The sequence below is a fragment of the Chitinophaga sp. 10T418 genome, assembly GCF_056394125.1.
In genome coordinates this window covers 347,926-362,667 of the sequence record NZ_JBFTHG010000006.1, presented here as the reverse complement: position 1 = coordinate 362,667, position 14,742 = coordinate 347,926, and the positions used below count along the sequence as shown (strand labels likewise).

Sequence of the window (14,742 nt, the reverse complement as noted above, 5' to 3'; positions counted from 1 at the left end):
AAATAATCAGGGAAGAAAAGCAGGCAGATGGATCTCAGAGATCCTTTATCACTTCACAAATCCGCAGACTGCTTCCACAAAGGCCGGGCTGTTTTCATAATACAACATGTGCCCTCCATGTATCACTTTTACAGTAGCATTGGGGAATGCAAAGGCCTTATGCGTTTTTGTGCCGATGGCGTGATCGTCAGTGCCCGCAATGATGAGCACAGGCACTTTCAGCTCCCGCGTTGCAGGGGTATAATCCTGGAAATATTCGGGGTATAGGGATTGTTTGCTCAATATGCTCATACCAAAATCGATCGTGCGTTCATAGTTGTCAACGCTCATTTGTTTGTCGATGGTAGCCGTATCATCGGTCAGCATCTTATATCCCATTCCCTGCTTACGTAAAGCTGAAAAAGTATTTTGTTCCAGCCGGCTAAGACTATCCTTTGTTATCCCGGCTGGAAGTGCGGTATCCCTGCCCAGCAGTTGCAACTGGTACTGCACCCGCTCCAACATGGCATTATAGCCGTTGGCGTGGAGCGTTGAGTTTGCCAGTATTAGTCCTTTTACGCTTTCAGGGAATTGCTTTGCATAATTGAAGGCGATGATACCGCCGAATGAATGGGCCAGCAGGTAGATGTTTTTCAACCCCAGCTGCTGCCGTAACTCTTCTATGTCCTGTAGCATGCGGGGAAGATGATAGTTGGCGGCATTCTGCGATTTACCTGAGCCCCGTTGATCCAGGTATACCATGGTGAAACATTTTTCCAGCTCATTACCTTTCAGCAGCTCGAAGGAACGACAACCCTGCCCGGGACCACCATGAATGAAAAAACAGACAGGCCCCTTTCCGGACACTTTCACATATAAATCAGTGCTATCACTGGTTTTGAACATAAATGTCCGATTGGCCAGTGACTGGGCTTGTACGGATAAGAGAAACAGCGGCGCCACGCAGAACAGCAGGAGTATACTAAGTTTTTTCATACCAGTTATTAGTTAAAGATCGTCTGAATTCCGGTATCTGACAGGCTTTGGTGAGTCTGACAGCCGCTGCAGTCCGGACAAAAAATGAAACGCATGCAGCACTTTTTCTTTCATCTTGTGAATTTAGCTTTTTAATTGTTTTCTTCCCACCCAAATCCGCTATTTTCACGCTATCAAATACTATCCGCATGCCCACGCTATCCCTCTGCATGATTGTCCGCAATGAAGAAGAAGTAATTGATCGCTGCCTGGCCGCCGTATACCCGCTCGTTGATGAAATCATTATTGTAGATACCGGTTCTACTGATAATACCGTTGCCGCCTGTTATAAATACACACTCCGTGTGTTGCCGTATATCTGGCAACAGGATTTTGCCGCCGCACGCAACTATGCTTTTGCGCAGGCTACATGCGACTATATCCTCTGGCTGGATGCGGACGACCTGATAGCACCGGACCAACTGCAGCTGCTATTGGCCCTGAAAGAACGGCTCTCCGCGGATGTTTATTTTCTGCCTTATGACTACGCCCAGGATGAATACGGGGAATCTGTCTGCACGTTGTTCCGTGAGCGTATTGTCAGAAACGACGGCACCTTCCGCTGGAAATATCCCGTGCATGAAGTGATTGATGGTACCTTGGGTAGAACCGCTTCCTATGAACAGATCGTTATCCGCCATGCCAGAACAGCCGATGGTGCTGCTGCGGACCAGGGCCGCAACCTTGCCATACTGCAACAGGCTGTTCTTCTGGATGAATACCGGTCTGACCCCAGGATATGGTATTACCTTGGCCGCGAGCTACACGACCATCACCGCTGGGCGGAAGCTATTTCTGCTTTCAGCCACTTCCTCTTATTTCCGGATGGCTGGCAGGAAGAACGCATGATGGCTACTTTCCGCATCGCACAATGCTACGCTTTCCTCAGTACTGCTGATAACGCTTACGCATATACGGCAAGGGAATATGCGCGGAAAGCCATTGCGCTGGATGAACGGTGGGCCGAACCTTTTTTTGTGATGGGGGAACTGGCCTATCTGGAAAAACATTACGATGAAGCCATTTACTGGTTCCGGCAATGCCTGCGGGAACTGCCTCCGGTACTCAGTCCTGTAAGCAGGGAAGTGTATCTGCTGAGACCCTGCGTTTACCTCGTGCTTTGCTACGATCAACTACGGCAATATGAATCCGCCTGGGAATACAATGAAAAAGCACTGACGGTCAAACAGCATGACACCGGACTTCTCTATAATCGTGAGTACCTGGCCCGGCAACTGACAAAACAAAATAGTGTTGCCTGGTACGGGGAATCCGTTTCTCCGCAGTTCCCTTCCTATCGTATCCGTGCATTGCAGGTACATGCGGAGTTACAACGCCTGGGAGTGGATAACATTATGACGGATTCCCCGCTGGTATTACAGAGATATAGTCACCTCATTTTTTTTAAGTCTTTTGCAGAAGAAGAGTATGAGGTGATGCTACAGATGAAACAACTGGGAAAACGTATATTCCTGGACGTTACAGAAGATCTCCTGGCGCATACGGCCGATTTTCCGTACTATCTGCCCATGATACAACTGGCGGACACGGTGATCTGTTGCTCCCATGCCCTGGCAGAACGGTTGGCTCCCTGGAACCAGGCAGTAGTAGTGATTGAAGATGCGGTGGAAAAAGTGACACATCAACACCAGGTATCTCCTTCCCGTATGCTGACGGCCGGATGGTTTGGCATGCCGGAGAATGCCCGCCATGCAGAGGCACTGCGCCCTTTGCTGGAACAGCAGGGATGCCGCCTGGTGACGATACACAACGGTACCGGTTACGATAAATACTGGACCACCGATACTTGGCAGTATCACCTGGCGCAATGCGAGTTTGTGATTGCTCCGCAGGATGTAGCAGCACAGCCCTGCAAGTCCAATAACAAGGTAACTACTGCCATGGCCATGGGACTGCCCGTGGTTGCCGCTCCGCTGGATGCGTATACGCGCATCATCCGCCACGGTGTGAACGGTTTTATTGCAGATACAACGGCGGCATGGCAGGCTGCTATCAGCCACTTACAGGATCCGTTGCGAAGGCTGCAACTCCGGGAGTATGGCCATCATACGGCCATGTCATTCAGGCCCGTCAATATTGCATTGAAATGGTGGCGGACAATATCTCCTGAAACCTACCAACAGTCCGCGGTAGATATTATCATTCCAACGATCTACGACACCCCGCACCTGTATCACTGCATCAACAGTATACTGGCCTGTACAAATATACCTTTCCATATCATAGTGGTGCATAGCGGCACGCATCCGCTGTCGCTGCCGCAGGAAGTAAGGGTTATCCCGGCCGGCTCGCTCAACTATGCAGCAGCTATTAATCTTGGTATAGCCCATAGCAGTGCGCCATACATCTGCATGATGAACGACGATGTGATTGTGTCCGATGGCTGGCTGCAACCGTTGCTGGAAGATATTCGTCAGGGCGCTGGCTTCAGTAATCCTTTGTCCAACTGTGATGAAGGTTTCCTGCACGACTATCGCCTGGAAATAAAGTCAGTGCGGTTGGGCGCTGGTACGAATATGCTGCATAATGAACAGATTGTGCATCGTGCGCAACCGGAGGCTGGTGTTGACCCTTCGGCTATCTGGAGCTATAAGCCGGGCGTGCAGCCGCGGCATTATTACCGGGACTGGGTACCGTTTTTCTGCACCCTTACCGGCAGATCGCTGATGGAACAGGTGGGCCTGCTGGACGATGGATTTAACAATGGCTGTGAAGATGTAGATCTCTGCCGGCGTGCCTCGGCGCTGGGCTACACGTCTGTTGTCAATGAAAACAGCTTCGTGTTTCATTTCGGAGGAACCAGCACTATCCCCTATGTAACGGAACACCCGGCAGAAAAAGATGCTACACATCAGTTGTATCGGCATAAGTATCGCGCACCACTGTTATGCATACACGCCGGATGGGCTTATGAAAACTGGAATGCCCACACCATACTGGAATGCGGCATTGGTGGTTCCGAAACAGCAGTAGCTGCGCTGGCTGCCGCATTTGTATCGGAGGGATACAGAGTGGTGGTGTGCTGTGCCTGTGAAGGAAAATCCGGTATTATAGACGGAGTAGAATATATTCCGCTGGAGACATTCCAATATTTTGCTGATCGTAATTTTATGGAGATACTGATCGTCTCCCGTTATCTATCCACACTTCAATATCGTGTGCGTGCCCGTAAAAAATACTTCTGGCTTCATGATGTGATTGCGATGCCGGGAGGAAATGACGCCGCCACATTACAGCATCAGCTTCCCTCTCTTGACGGCATATGCTGCCTGAGTCCCTGGCACCGCGAGTTGGTGGCTAACTACTACCAGATCTCTCCAGAGAAAATATTTATTATCGGCAATGGCATCGATGTGTCCCGCTTCCGGCAAACGCGGGAAAAAACGCCGGACAGATTTATTTATTCTTCCAGCCCTGACCGGTCGCTGGACAGGCTATTGCGCTTGTTCCCGGCTATACGACAAGTGTTGCCGGATGCTACCCTGCATATTTATTATGGTTTTGATAACTGGGAGAAAAGCCTGGAGCACATGGGTAATGCGGCTCAACTGGCATTGCGTGATGAAATCAGATCAGGCATGCAACAAACGGGGGTATTTTATCATGGCCGTGTGGATCAACAAACATTGGCAGCAGCATTCCTGGAAAGTGACATCTGGTTGTATCCTACCAGCTTTACAGAAACATTCTGCATCACGGCCCTGGAAGCCCAGGCCGCACGTACTTTGTGTATATGCACGCCATTGGCGGGGCTGTTGTCTACAGTTGCAGACAGAGGTATTTTCCTGGAAGTAAGCCCCGGTGATGCAGGATTTGATGAACATGTTATAGCCGTAATAACCGCTATTCAGCGGGATACCCTCCGGAAAACCATGCTGCTGGACCGTGCCGAAGCATGGGCAATACAACAGTCATGGTCTTCCATTGCCCGTCAGTGGATACATCTTTTTAATCACTCAGCTGAAATCCACTATGCTGGTAGGGAGGTACAAGCCGTCCAGTGTTAACAGCGGGTGGTGCATGTCGCCGTTGGTGGCGGCAAATAAGGACAGCACCATGCTTACTTTGCCGGTGGTCTCTTTTCCTGCCACCTGGTTGTTTTTGAACCATCCTGTAATGGCATTGGCAAACGGCGCTGTGAATGTGACGATGTTCTTGCCATTCACGCTGGCAGGTGTCGCCAACACAATAGGCAAGGTAGGTCCCAGCATTGCAGGGGCATCAGGGCTGGTCTGCAAGGTAAAGCTGTAGCCAGCCTGGAGCTGCAACATGATCTCCCTGTCTGGCGCCGCTTTAAACAATACCTCGAAGAAGTTGTCCAGCAAAGTTTGCAGTTTCACCTTCTGCAGGGAGGAAGCATCCGGGGTGAACTCCGCAATATTGATAGCAGTCTGACTGTTAAGGTTCGGATAGCAGGGGCCCGCAAACCGGATGTATGGTGTAATGTAGCGGAATGCTTCGTTGGTAGGCTGGCCAGCGAGTACTTCGTTGCGGTGAATCGCCACACCTGCCCAGGCATTTTCATCTATCAGCACATTGTTCCGCTGAATGGTCACACCACGTTCGCTGTATTGTTTCCTGCCAGCATAAGATAACGGTGTTTCTGCATCGTTGGTCACCTGCACGAAGGCGTAAATCTGTGTTTCTCCATCGTACGCATATGGTTTCGTTGTATAGCCATCGATGGTAATCAGCGGGATTATTTTCTCCACCAGTACCGGTTCTGCGGGCCGCACACTGATCAGCAGGTTGCCGGTATTTTTGTCTTCGTATTCTGTGATAATATATTTCAGCGTTTTGGGTTTCAGCAGATTGCTGTCGTCCTGATTTTTTTTGAACCAGGCAGGCCATGCATCAGCTACCTGTTTCACCATCCATGCGTACGATTGCAGCGCTATCAGGCTGTTTTCGTTGTTGGCGGTAATGTCCGACATGATGGGTTCGTAGGCTACGCTGAACTGCAGGAGGGCTTCGAACAGGTCCGGTGGTGTGGCGCTGAGATCCACGTCATCGTTGTTATCCACTACATTTAATCTGATTTCCAGGTAAATCAGGTCCTGGCGGGCAATGACGTAATTGTAGCTAAACGTGTAGTCCCATTGTAACGCGGCTTCCAGGGCTTCGCGCGCATTATTTTCCGACTCCGGTGGCGGGGTGGCTGTACCGGTTTGCACCACCAGCGAAGGTGCGGTAGGATAGGCTTTCAGCGGAATGGGAATATCTGCCTGGATAAGTGCCGTATTATCCGCGCCGGTTTGCAACAACGGAATAGCAAGTGTCAGCCAGGATGAGGGCGTATAGCCGTTGATAGGCGTACCGAAATTGTGTTCGAGTGCGGTCAGCTGAAAGTTCAGCCCTGCCTGGAATGCATCGATAAGATCTACGCTCTGGTTGGCGCCTGTGCCGCCTTCCGGACGTACGGAGAACAGGGTAGTGATGTTACTCTGACCACCAGCATCTTTACCGGCCGGTAAAGGAATCTTCACTGGAGAGAAGCTGTACGCATTCTGCGGAATATCTTTGGAGGCAAATACCAGGTTGCCATAGAGATTAGGTGGGGGAGATGTGAACCCTTGCTGAACGGTAACCTCGGTCTGCACAATAGCATCGGTGCGGTACATGTTACCCAGTAGCGTAAGCAGTTGTTGTTTCGTCGCTTCCCTGGCTACCGCGAGTTGTTGTGTACTGCCGTTTTTCAGGATATTGGTGAGCTGATTGTCTGCCACGGCCGCGGCAATGGCCCGTTTGGATTGTTCAATTACCCGGAACGGTGTTTTCAGGAACGTTGCCGTACCTGATTGTTCTACTATCCATGCGGTAGCTGAGGCCGCAGGGGAAAGGAAATTATCTGCTGCATCTACAAATGTTCTGGCCAGCACTTCAATATCAATACCGGCATAGGATTTATTTTCCGCCGTTGCGTTACCGAGGAAGGTTCCGGGGGTGTACGTGCGAATGGGTACTGGTCTGTTGATGTCTGTACTGGGCCTGGAAATCAGCGAGGTGGAAAGCGGCGCGATCGCAAAATAAACCGGGGTCGGGTTTACCTGGTAACTGATGCCAGGCATGGTGCCGCGGGCAAACCTTAGCAGCCATATTTCTTTGCCGGTGGAATTTTCTGCTGCCTCTTCTGCTGCGTCTTCCGCAGCGCCGGGTGCAATACTGCCCGACTGTCCAACCGCTACTTTCATCACCGGCAATGCCAGTTCCAGTGCTTTGGCAAAGATGCTCAGGGCGGTGGTATCACTTTCTTTTCCATCGTAGAGGTCCGGTGCAATAGTGGTATCAGCTCTGCGGATGCCTGGTTCCTGCGTAAACTGAGGATCGATGTATAGGGTACGTTCTATGCTGATGGCTACCGTCAGGTGGAAAATAAATGCCGCATTCAGTTTCGTAGGGTCGATACCGTAGCTTAAGACGGTTTTTACCGGCTGCAGGTCGTTGATAGGTATCCCGTTAATCATTTCCAGGAAACCAATGATCTGGGTAACATATTCCTGCAACGCGGCCAATGCTGTTGTAGCCGGGGCTTCCAGCGTGCCCAGGCTGGTGGTTACATTTACCGCTATGCCGGGTTGTGCAAGCTGATAAGCTATCTGACGATACCGCTTCAGGTCCTGTTGTGCGAGGGCAAAGGGCTGCTTCGCATCTTTATACCGGTCCGCACCCAGCACCAGGTGTATATTCAGTGTTGGTTTCTTTGTAGTGGTATCAATGGCGATACTATAATTCCTGGCGATGTTAATCCACTGATCTATCCCGATCACCGGATCTGTATAACCAGGTGTGATCTGCTGCTGTATCTTCCCGGTATCGTCCTTAATGAGCGTGTTGCCAAATACATCCAGGAAGTTGAAACGGATGGTAGCTATTTTGCCATTGGCCCCGTAGGGGTCCGTCTGCCTGCCGTTTGCGGATACTGGTTCCGCAAAGGGGTAGATGGGTAATACGCCGCCGTAATTCCAGATGGTATCATTATCCGGCTGTATGGATACGGCGCCTACGGCGTTCTTTACATCATCTTTCTGATCCAGCGGACCGGCGGGCAGTGCATAATCTGTTTGGCGGAATACGCCGGAAGTAGCGTCAATACGGTATTCCATCAGTTGGAATAATTCACTGAGTTGCTGGTCAGCGCTATCAGCCAGGCTGTTGGCGCGCAGTGTGGCCGGATTGGCCCGCTGCCCTTTGAACATGCCTGTTCCCGGCAGAATGGTAGCCTGTATAGTTTGCAGTACCGGATCAAAAGTATCCGCTTGTGCTTTGGTGAGAGCGATGCCTGCATAAACAGAATCCTGTGCAGGATCTGTTTTAGTATCTATTACTACGCTGTTCACATATTTCGGAAGAATAAATCCGCTGCTGGCACTGTCTGCCGGGATATTGTAAGATACAAGTATGGTGATGTTACCCTTACCTTCTTCATCAAAAATATATCCTGGCAATCCACCACCGGTAGCATTGGTATAGTGCAGATAATAACCGCCCGAGCGTACGATAGAGCATTCCCACAGGAAGCGCAGGAAGGTGGGGGCATCCATGCCCAACAGGTTACCTGCGGCGGCTGCTGTTTGCGTTGTGGCAAGCAGACCCGGGTTGGAAACGGTGGAGAAGTTGGTTTGTAACAGGAAGGTCTTATACTTACTGAGTGCATTCGATACAAGGCCATTTACCGGTTCACCATCGTTGTTTTTTGCAGTGTTGTCGGTAAAGAGAATGTCCAGGTTGACGATGGGAGGGGTGGTCGCTAACAACAGTTGTTGCAGTAGCTGACCATCGGCTTCTCCGCATCCTTCCACTACATATACATTATCCAGGTAACTGCCGGGCATGGCTGCTACAGGTACCTGGCGGATGCTAACGGTAACGGATGTACTCCAAAACAGTGGCTTCAATGACGTTTCATTTTCCAGGCTGAAAGCGGTGCTGGCAGACTGTATAAGCATTTGGTAAGGAATACCGGGATGCACGCTGAGATATTGTTGCAGCTGTGCGGGGAACATCCAGATGTAGCTGTCGCCGGAAGTATTGGCGCGCTGCTGTGCGTTCGGATTTTGCCAGGTGAAGCTGTTAGGCAGTGCAAATGTTTTGGGGTGCAGGCGGTAACGGCGTACATCGGGTTGTGCATCCAGCGTAATGCCGGGTACCCATTGCGATTTCAGAAGCGCTGTTGCAGCATCTGACATCGCCTGGTTGAATTCAAATAGCAGCGAGCCTGTAATGCCGAGGTTCAGCCAGAGGCGCGCCTTATCTGGTTCCAGCTTTACGGTCTGACCCAGCACGGGGGCTGTCAGGTTAAACTGCTGCCAGGAAGCTTCGTATAACCCTATACGTGACTTATCATTAATAGCTTTGGGAATGCGCAGGCCATGCAGGAAAAACCGCGATACAGTGCCTCCCAGGTTGGAAAGACTAAACTGTGGTCCCACCTGTAATTCATCCAGTATTTCCTTTACTGTTTTTGTCGCCACAAAAGCATGCAGCAGTCCCGTTCCTGTGCGGAAGAGGCCCGGTTGATCAATGTTGTGGCTGAGGAAGGTATGGAATGGTATATTATACCTGCCTGCTACTGTCCAGAGTGTATGCGTATCCGTTTCCGGTATACTGTAAACGAACGATGGCACGTCTACCATACCCTGCGCGGTCACACTTACATTGTCTGCACCGGGTAGCACTTTCAGCAAATCTGCCAGCTGCTCATTATCGCGCAGGCGATGTCTGAAGCCGGGGATACGTACTTTAGCGCCGGCATACAGAGGTTGATGACGGTTGGAGAATGCCAATTCTTCCGCGGTAACGCCATAATGCCGATAACGTTTTGCGATCATCGCCAAAGTATCACCTGTGGCCACATGCAGTGTAGTTTGTTTGAATCCGTTAATGACATCCTGCAGTGCTGATTTTGCCATCATGGTGAAATAGTCGCTAAACAGGAATTCTGCCATGGTAACAATATCATCTTCTCTCACAAGCGCTTGCGCATTACGCGCTTTAGCCTGCACCTGCATATCGGTGAAGTACTGTTTGATATATTGCAGGTATGCCGGATCGCAGGCGCCCATTTCACTGAATTTCACCTTGGGCTGCCCGCTCACAGTCATTTCAAGGAAAGGAATCATTGGGAAGTATCCTACCTCCAGGTCTGTTTCACTGAAGGTGGATGACTGATTCGCTTGCTGGGTGGTGATAGCTACTTCTTTAAATGCCTGCGGGAAGAAATGCTCATACATATCTTCCAGGTTGATGGCATCAGCGCTTCCGTTGGAAAATTGCTCCTGTGAGAAGTAGGCGAAGATAGCATTGACATCATCGATGGCCACCGGTTGGTCCAGGATATTCAGTTCCCGTTCGGGTTTGGCGCTGAAATAGGCATTGAATACCCACGCAAGGAAAGCACGGCTTAATACGGTGAAATCTGTATTACTGGCTGATTTAGGCTGATTGGCAATATACAGCAGCGATATGCCCACTGGTACTTTGCCTGATGCTTCACTGTCGCTGTATTTTACAGATAGCTGCGGTATGAACAGCAGGTTGAGTTTTTCTTTCGGGTAGGTCATCGGCGCTACCCAATCCATTTTTGGAATGTCTATATCTCTTATCATATCCAGCGGTGTGAAGTAAGCGCTGCGATCCAGCATCTTTCCGGAGTCCCATGGCGCTGTGCCATTGGAGCCGATGGTAAAGCTGTCTGAAATGGTAGTGCGGAAAGAGCAGCTGATACTGATGCTGAACAGGCCGAGGTTGATGCGCACTTTAACTGCGGCATATACTTCTGCGGTGAAGGTAACCAGTGATTGCCGGTATGCTTCCAGCACCAGCTGGGCAGCAATGCGCACCATGACTTCCAGGGTGGCGCTGATGATAGCGAAATCTATCTCTCCGTAAATCCTTCCAACCAACGCAGCTTGTGCCTGTATACGATAGTACAGCTCTTCCTGCGATGCCTTTACAACTGCAGTAGGATTGGCTTTGTACCAGGCCAGAATGCCTTCCAGTATTACCTGGATAGTAAGACTCAGCTCCGCTTTCAGAATGCCTTTGTTAATACTTTTGCCGATGCCGGCGCGGATGCCTATACCGAAGATGATAACCGGATTGAATTGCCCGTCTGCTTTGGGAAGCATGGTAGCGGTATCATTACTGAGTTTACCGAAATAGAATCCTCCCGAGCCGGTGAATATAGACAGCTCCAGTCCGAATGAGCGGGAGAAGTCGCCGTTCTTCGGAAAGCCCATATCTATAATAAAATCGCCGTTGGTATAGATAGAAAGTGTGATCGCAGGCAATGTAACGGATACGGCACCAAACTGCTGCTGACGGACAAAGTCAGGAAGTACCAGGTCTATCTGATATACACCAACGTTGTCGTTTATTTTTTTGTAGAGAATTTCGAAGTAAAGGTTCTTGAATTTACCATCTGTAACGCCAATGGATATACCATACATTACCGGGTCATAAAATACGATGTTGAATTGTATGTATTCCACGATCAGGAACTTCGCGCCAAACAGTATGCTGTTGTTCTTATCAAAATACAGGGATGGCGGAAGTTTACCGCTGCTGCCGTCTTCCTTGAATGCATCGGCGAGGTTGGTAATAGCCTGTGATACAGAGGTAGGGGGTTTAGGTTGAATAATGCCGACCTGGTTACCGATTCCCAGGAACTGCAACTTGAAGGTGCTGTTGCCGAATCCCGGAACAGCCGGTGCCTGTGCGGGATCGCGCAGGTCCCAGTCCGGGCGTTGCGCCGGCTGCAACTGATCAATAGGCATACCCAGGAAAGTCCCTTTGGTGACTTTGAACATCACCGGACCGTTATTGGTGCCAGGGTCAGGAGAATAGAGCAGGCTCAGTTCCTGGATGTTTATAAATACCAGGTTGATGTTGGCCGGCCACACCAGTCCTATTGTTTTTTGATTGGTGACTTTATCCTGCTGGAAAACAAAATTGATGTTGTTAACAGGAATATTGTTGATAAAATTCCATGGCGATGGAATGACTGCTACCTCTCCCGTAGCGGCTTCCACGAGGCTGGAGATCACATCGCCCAGCGACAGCGGTTGATTAGGATTAGTGGATTGCAGACCGAATTCAAATCGGAGTTCCTTTTCGTTGTTGGTGACATCCGCTTTGGCGATAATGTTTTTGAAGGTCAGGAGGAAGCTGAATTGACTGAAAGCGCCGTTGTTATAAGTGGCTACTGCGTCAAAGGTAAGGCCTCCGAAAAGTACAGTACCCTGTACTTTGGTACCGTTATATGGACTGGCAGATATCCTGGAATCATATTGGACATCTACACTGGCATTAAAGGTCAGTTTGTCGAATAGCGTAAGACTGCCGGCAAGCGTGAAGTCGAGTGTATTGTAGGGGGTATTAGTTTCTGTAGTGCCTTTCACCATGGCCACATCAATCTGGCTGATTTTTACCTGCGGAATACTTTTGTCTTCAATACCCGGAATATATTTGGCCAGTATTTCATTGACGGTAATGCCGTCAGCGCCCGTATTATCAAGGCTGCCGGAGAAGCTCCAGTTTTTTTGGCTATAAGCAGCAGCCAGCGCGATGATTACTTTGCGGCTATCGGTCCCGAAATTAAACGACCCGTTGGCCGCCATATCCAGGTATTCATCATACTTCTCTACAGAAAAACCTATATTATCCATCTGCAGGTTCATGCCGCCAATGGTGAGGATGGTCCAGGTATTGGTAGGCGCAATGGCCATAGCAACGGAGAAGGAACCGGAAGACGGTTCAATGGAAAGATCAAACTGCGTGATCTTCAGGCCGGGAAGAATGTCTACTACAGACTGCGGCATATGCAGTGCCAGCAGGAGTTCTTTCAGATCCAGTTCTTCTTCCAATGTACCTGCAAATTTCCAGGGATCGTTGGAAGAAGGCTTGGTGGCGGACATGCCCAGCACCAGTTTCTTTTCTGTTGCTTTATTGAGTATCCAGGTAACAGTAGCTTCTATATTACCGGAAATATCTTTTTCGCTGACAGAAGTATTGTTAATGGCGAGACTCACCAGCAGGTCCGTCAGCTCAAAGTATCCTGGTACCAGGTTCCAGGCGGGAGAGCCTGGTGTGGATGCTATGGTAAAAGCAAACCAGAGTAGTTTAGATACTTCTCCGAACTGCCAGGAAAGGTCAAGATCACTGATGACAAAATCACCAATTTGCATCAGGCCTGGAGGAGATGCTGAAGTAAGTGCATTGTTGCCCAGGATACCGCTAAGGGAGCTGATAGAAGGCAGCGGAATTTCTTCACTGGTAACGTTCAGTACCCAATTGGTTTGTTCCGGTGTTTTAGCCAGTCTCACTGGAATGGATACATTGCCATCGTCCAGCTGTAGTACGCCTGCGAGCTCGCCGCTGGTGCCTTCAGCCGTGTAGGGTAAAGGTATGTCCAGGGCAAGCCGGAAATTTTTGTCCAGGTAAATGGCCTGTTGCAGCATAGGCAGTGTCCATTCGTTAGCGGAATGGATGGCAAATGCTACTTTGGTAAAAGAGAAACCGTTTTGAAACCTGAAGCGTATGGTCAGGTATTCCAATACGATTTCATTTAGTTTTTCGTATAGCCCTTTCGGTAAGAACCCTTTTACACCGGGAACAATGGCAATCAGTTTTCCGATGCCCAGTGGTTCTTTATCGTTCGCCAGTGTAATATCCCAATCATCTGTGAGTGGGATGGGAATGGTGGCAGATGCCTGTACTTTCTCATCCGGGTTGGCATAATTAACGGCGGCGGTGCCTTTGATGCTGCCCGAAAAGGCGAGTGGATCTGTTGCTTTATATCGTTGGCCCGTCAACGTTAAGGTGATGCCTTCTTCAATCCTGAGTTTGTCTTTTACAATCTCCCAGGGAGCTTTTGAACTAACCATTACCTGCACCACGCTGAGGGATTTGGTTTGCGGATCAAATCCGATATAAAATGCATCCAGTTCAATTTTTTCCAGCACAGATATAAACTGTTCCGGCAGGATACCTGATATGGAGATGCCGGTCAGTTCATCCAGGATAGCCACGCCGTTGCTCAGCGGAGTAGGTTTTGGCAGGGAGAGATACCAGCCGCTGACGCCTATCGGCAGGCCTATTTCTATGGCTACGTTTACGGTACCCTTGGAGTTGACCAGTGAACCGCCGGCGATACACTGGTATGCACTGCCTTCCTTGCCTACGGTATTGACTACACGAAGTGTAGGTGCATCTACGTAAAGATCTGTATAACCGAGGAAGGACCATTTTTCCCCGGTGCCTGTGAGGGTGAAAGCGCCTGCAGCGGAATCGAATACAAAAGAGAGTCCATCGATGGGAACTGCAGGCACGAGGCCCGGTGTCTTGCTCGCAGGTACCAGTCCCGCTTCGTATATGGCGCTCAATGTCATGGACAGATCCGCATAGCTGTTCATCGTCATGGACAGCTTACTGCTGTCATCTACTGTAAAAACCGTGTTGATTTTTATCTGCAGACTAAACAGGGTAGCAGTAGCAGTTACCTGCAGCGCGTTGTCGTTTGGGTTACTGAATGTAGTGCTGGTGAGCGGGATATTATCTGTCTTTATCAGCTGCTTCAGCAGTTTGATAATATCGGGGGACTCAATGGATGCCTCGCTAAACGCCTGCAGAGAGGTGATTTTCTGCTGCAACTGCTGAATCCGTGGATTAGCCACCGGTGCTATAGCTATGTTTGTCTTCATGGTGTTG

3 protein-coding genes are annotated in these 14,742 nt (G+C 49.9%); 1 reads left to right on the top strand and 2 read right to left on the bottom strand.

Features of this window, described 5'->3' with window-relative positions; all coding sequences use genetic code 11:
• Window positions 1–48 precede the first annotated feature (48 nt).
• Window positions 49–975 (bottom strand): alpha/beta fold hydrolase, encoded by a 927-nt coding sequence (locus AC1DCV_RS19630; RefSeq protein WP_477024744.1) that lies wholly within the window; start codon window positions 973–975, stop codon window positions 49–51.
• Between the two features lie 188 nt (window positions 976–1,163).
• Here AC1DCV_RS19630 and AC1DCV_RS19625 point away from each other — a divergent pair, with 188 nt between their 5' ends.
• Window positions 1,164–5,042, top strand: a complete 3,879-nt coding sequence (locus AC1DCV_RS19625) for a glycosyltransferase (protein ID WP_477024743.1) — start codon at window positions 1,164–1,166, stop codon at window positions 5,040–5,042.
• Here AC1DCV_RS19625 and AC1DCV_RS19620 read toward each other — a convergent pair.
• Entirely contained in the window at window positions 4,992–14,735 is a 9,744-nt protein-coding gene (locus AC1DCV_RS19620) for a LysM peptidoglycan-binding domain-containing protein (protein WP_477024742.1), read from the bottom strand. The two genes, AC1DCV_RS19625 and AC1DCV_RS19620, sit on opposite strands and share 51 nt — an antisense overlap.
• Between the last annotated feature and the right edge of the window lie 7 nt (window positions 14,736–14,742).

Excerpts from the sequence above, each read along its gene's own strand:
- AC1DCV_RS19620 (WP_477024742.1), bottom strand. The coding sequence starts at position 14,735 with ATGAAGACAAACATAGCTATAGCACCGGTGGCTAATCCACGGATTCAG.
- AC1DCV_RS19625 (WP_477024743.1), top strand. The coding sequence starts at position 1,164 with ATGCCCACGCTATCCCTCTGCATGATTGTCCGCAATGAAGAAGAAGTA.
- AC1DCV_RS19630 (WP_477024744.1), bottom strand. The coding sequence starts at position 975 with ATGAAAAAACTTAGTATACTCCTGCTGTTCTGCGTGGCGCCGCTGTTT.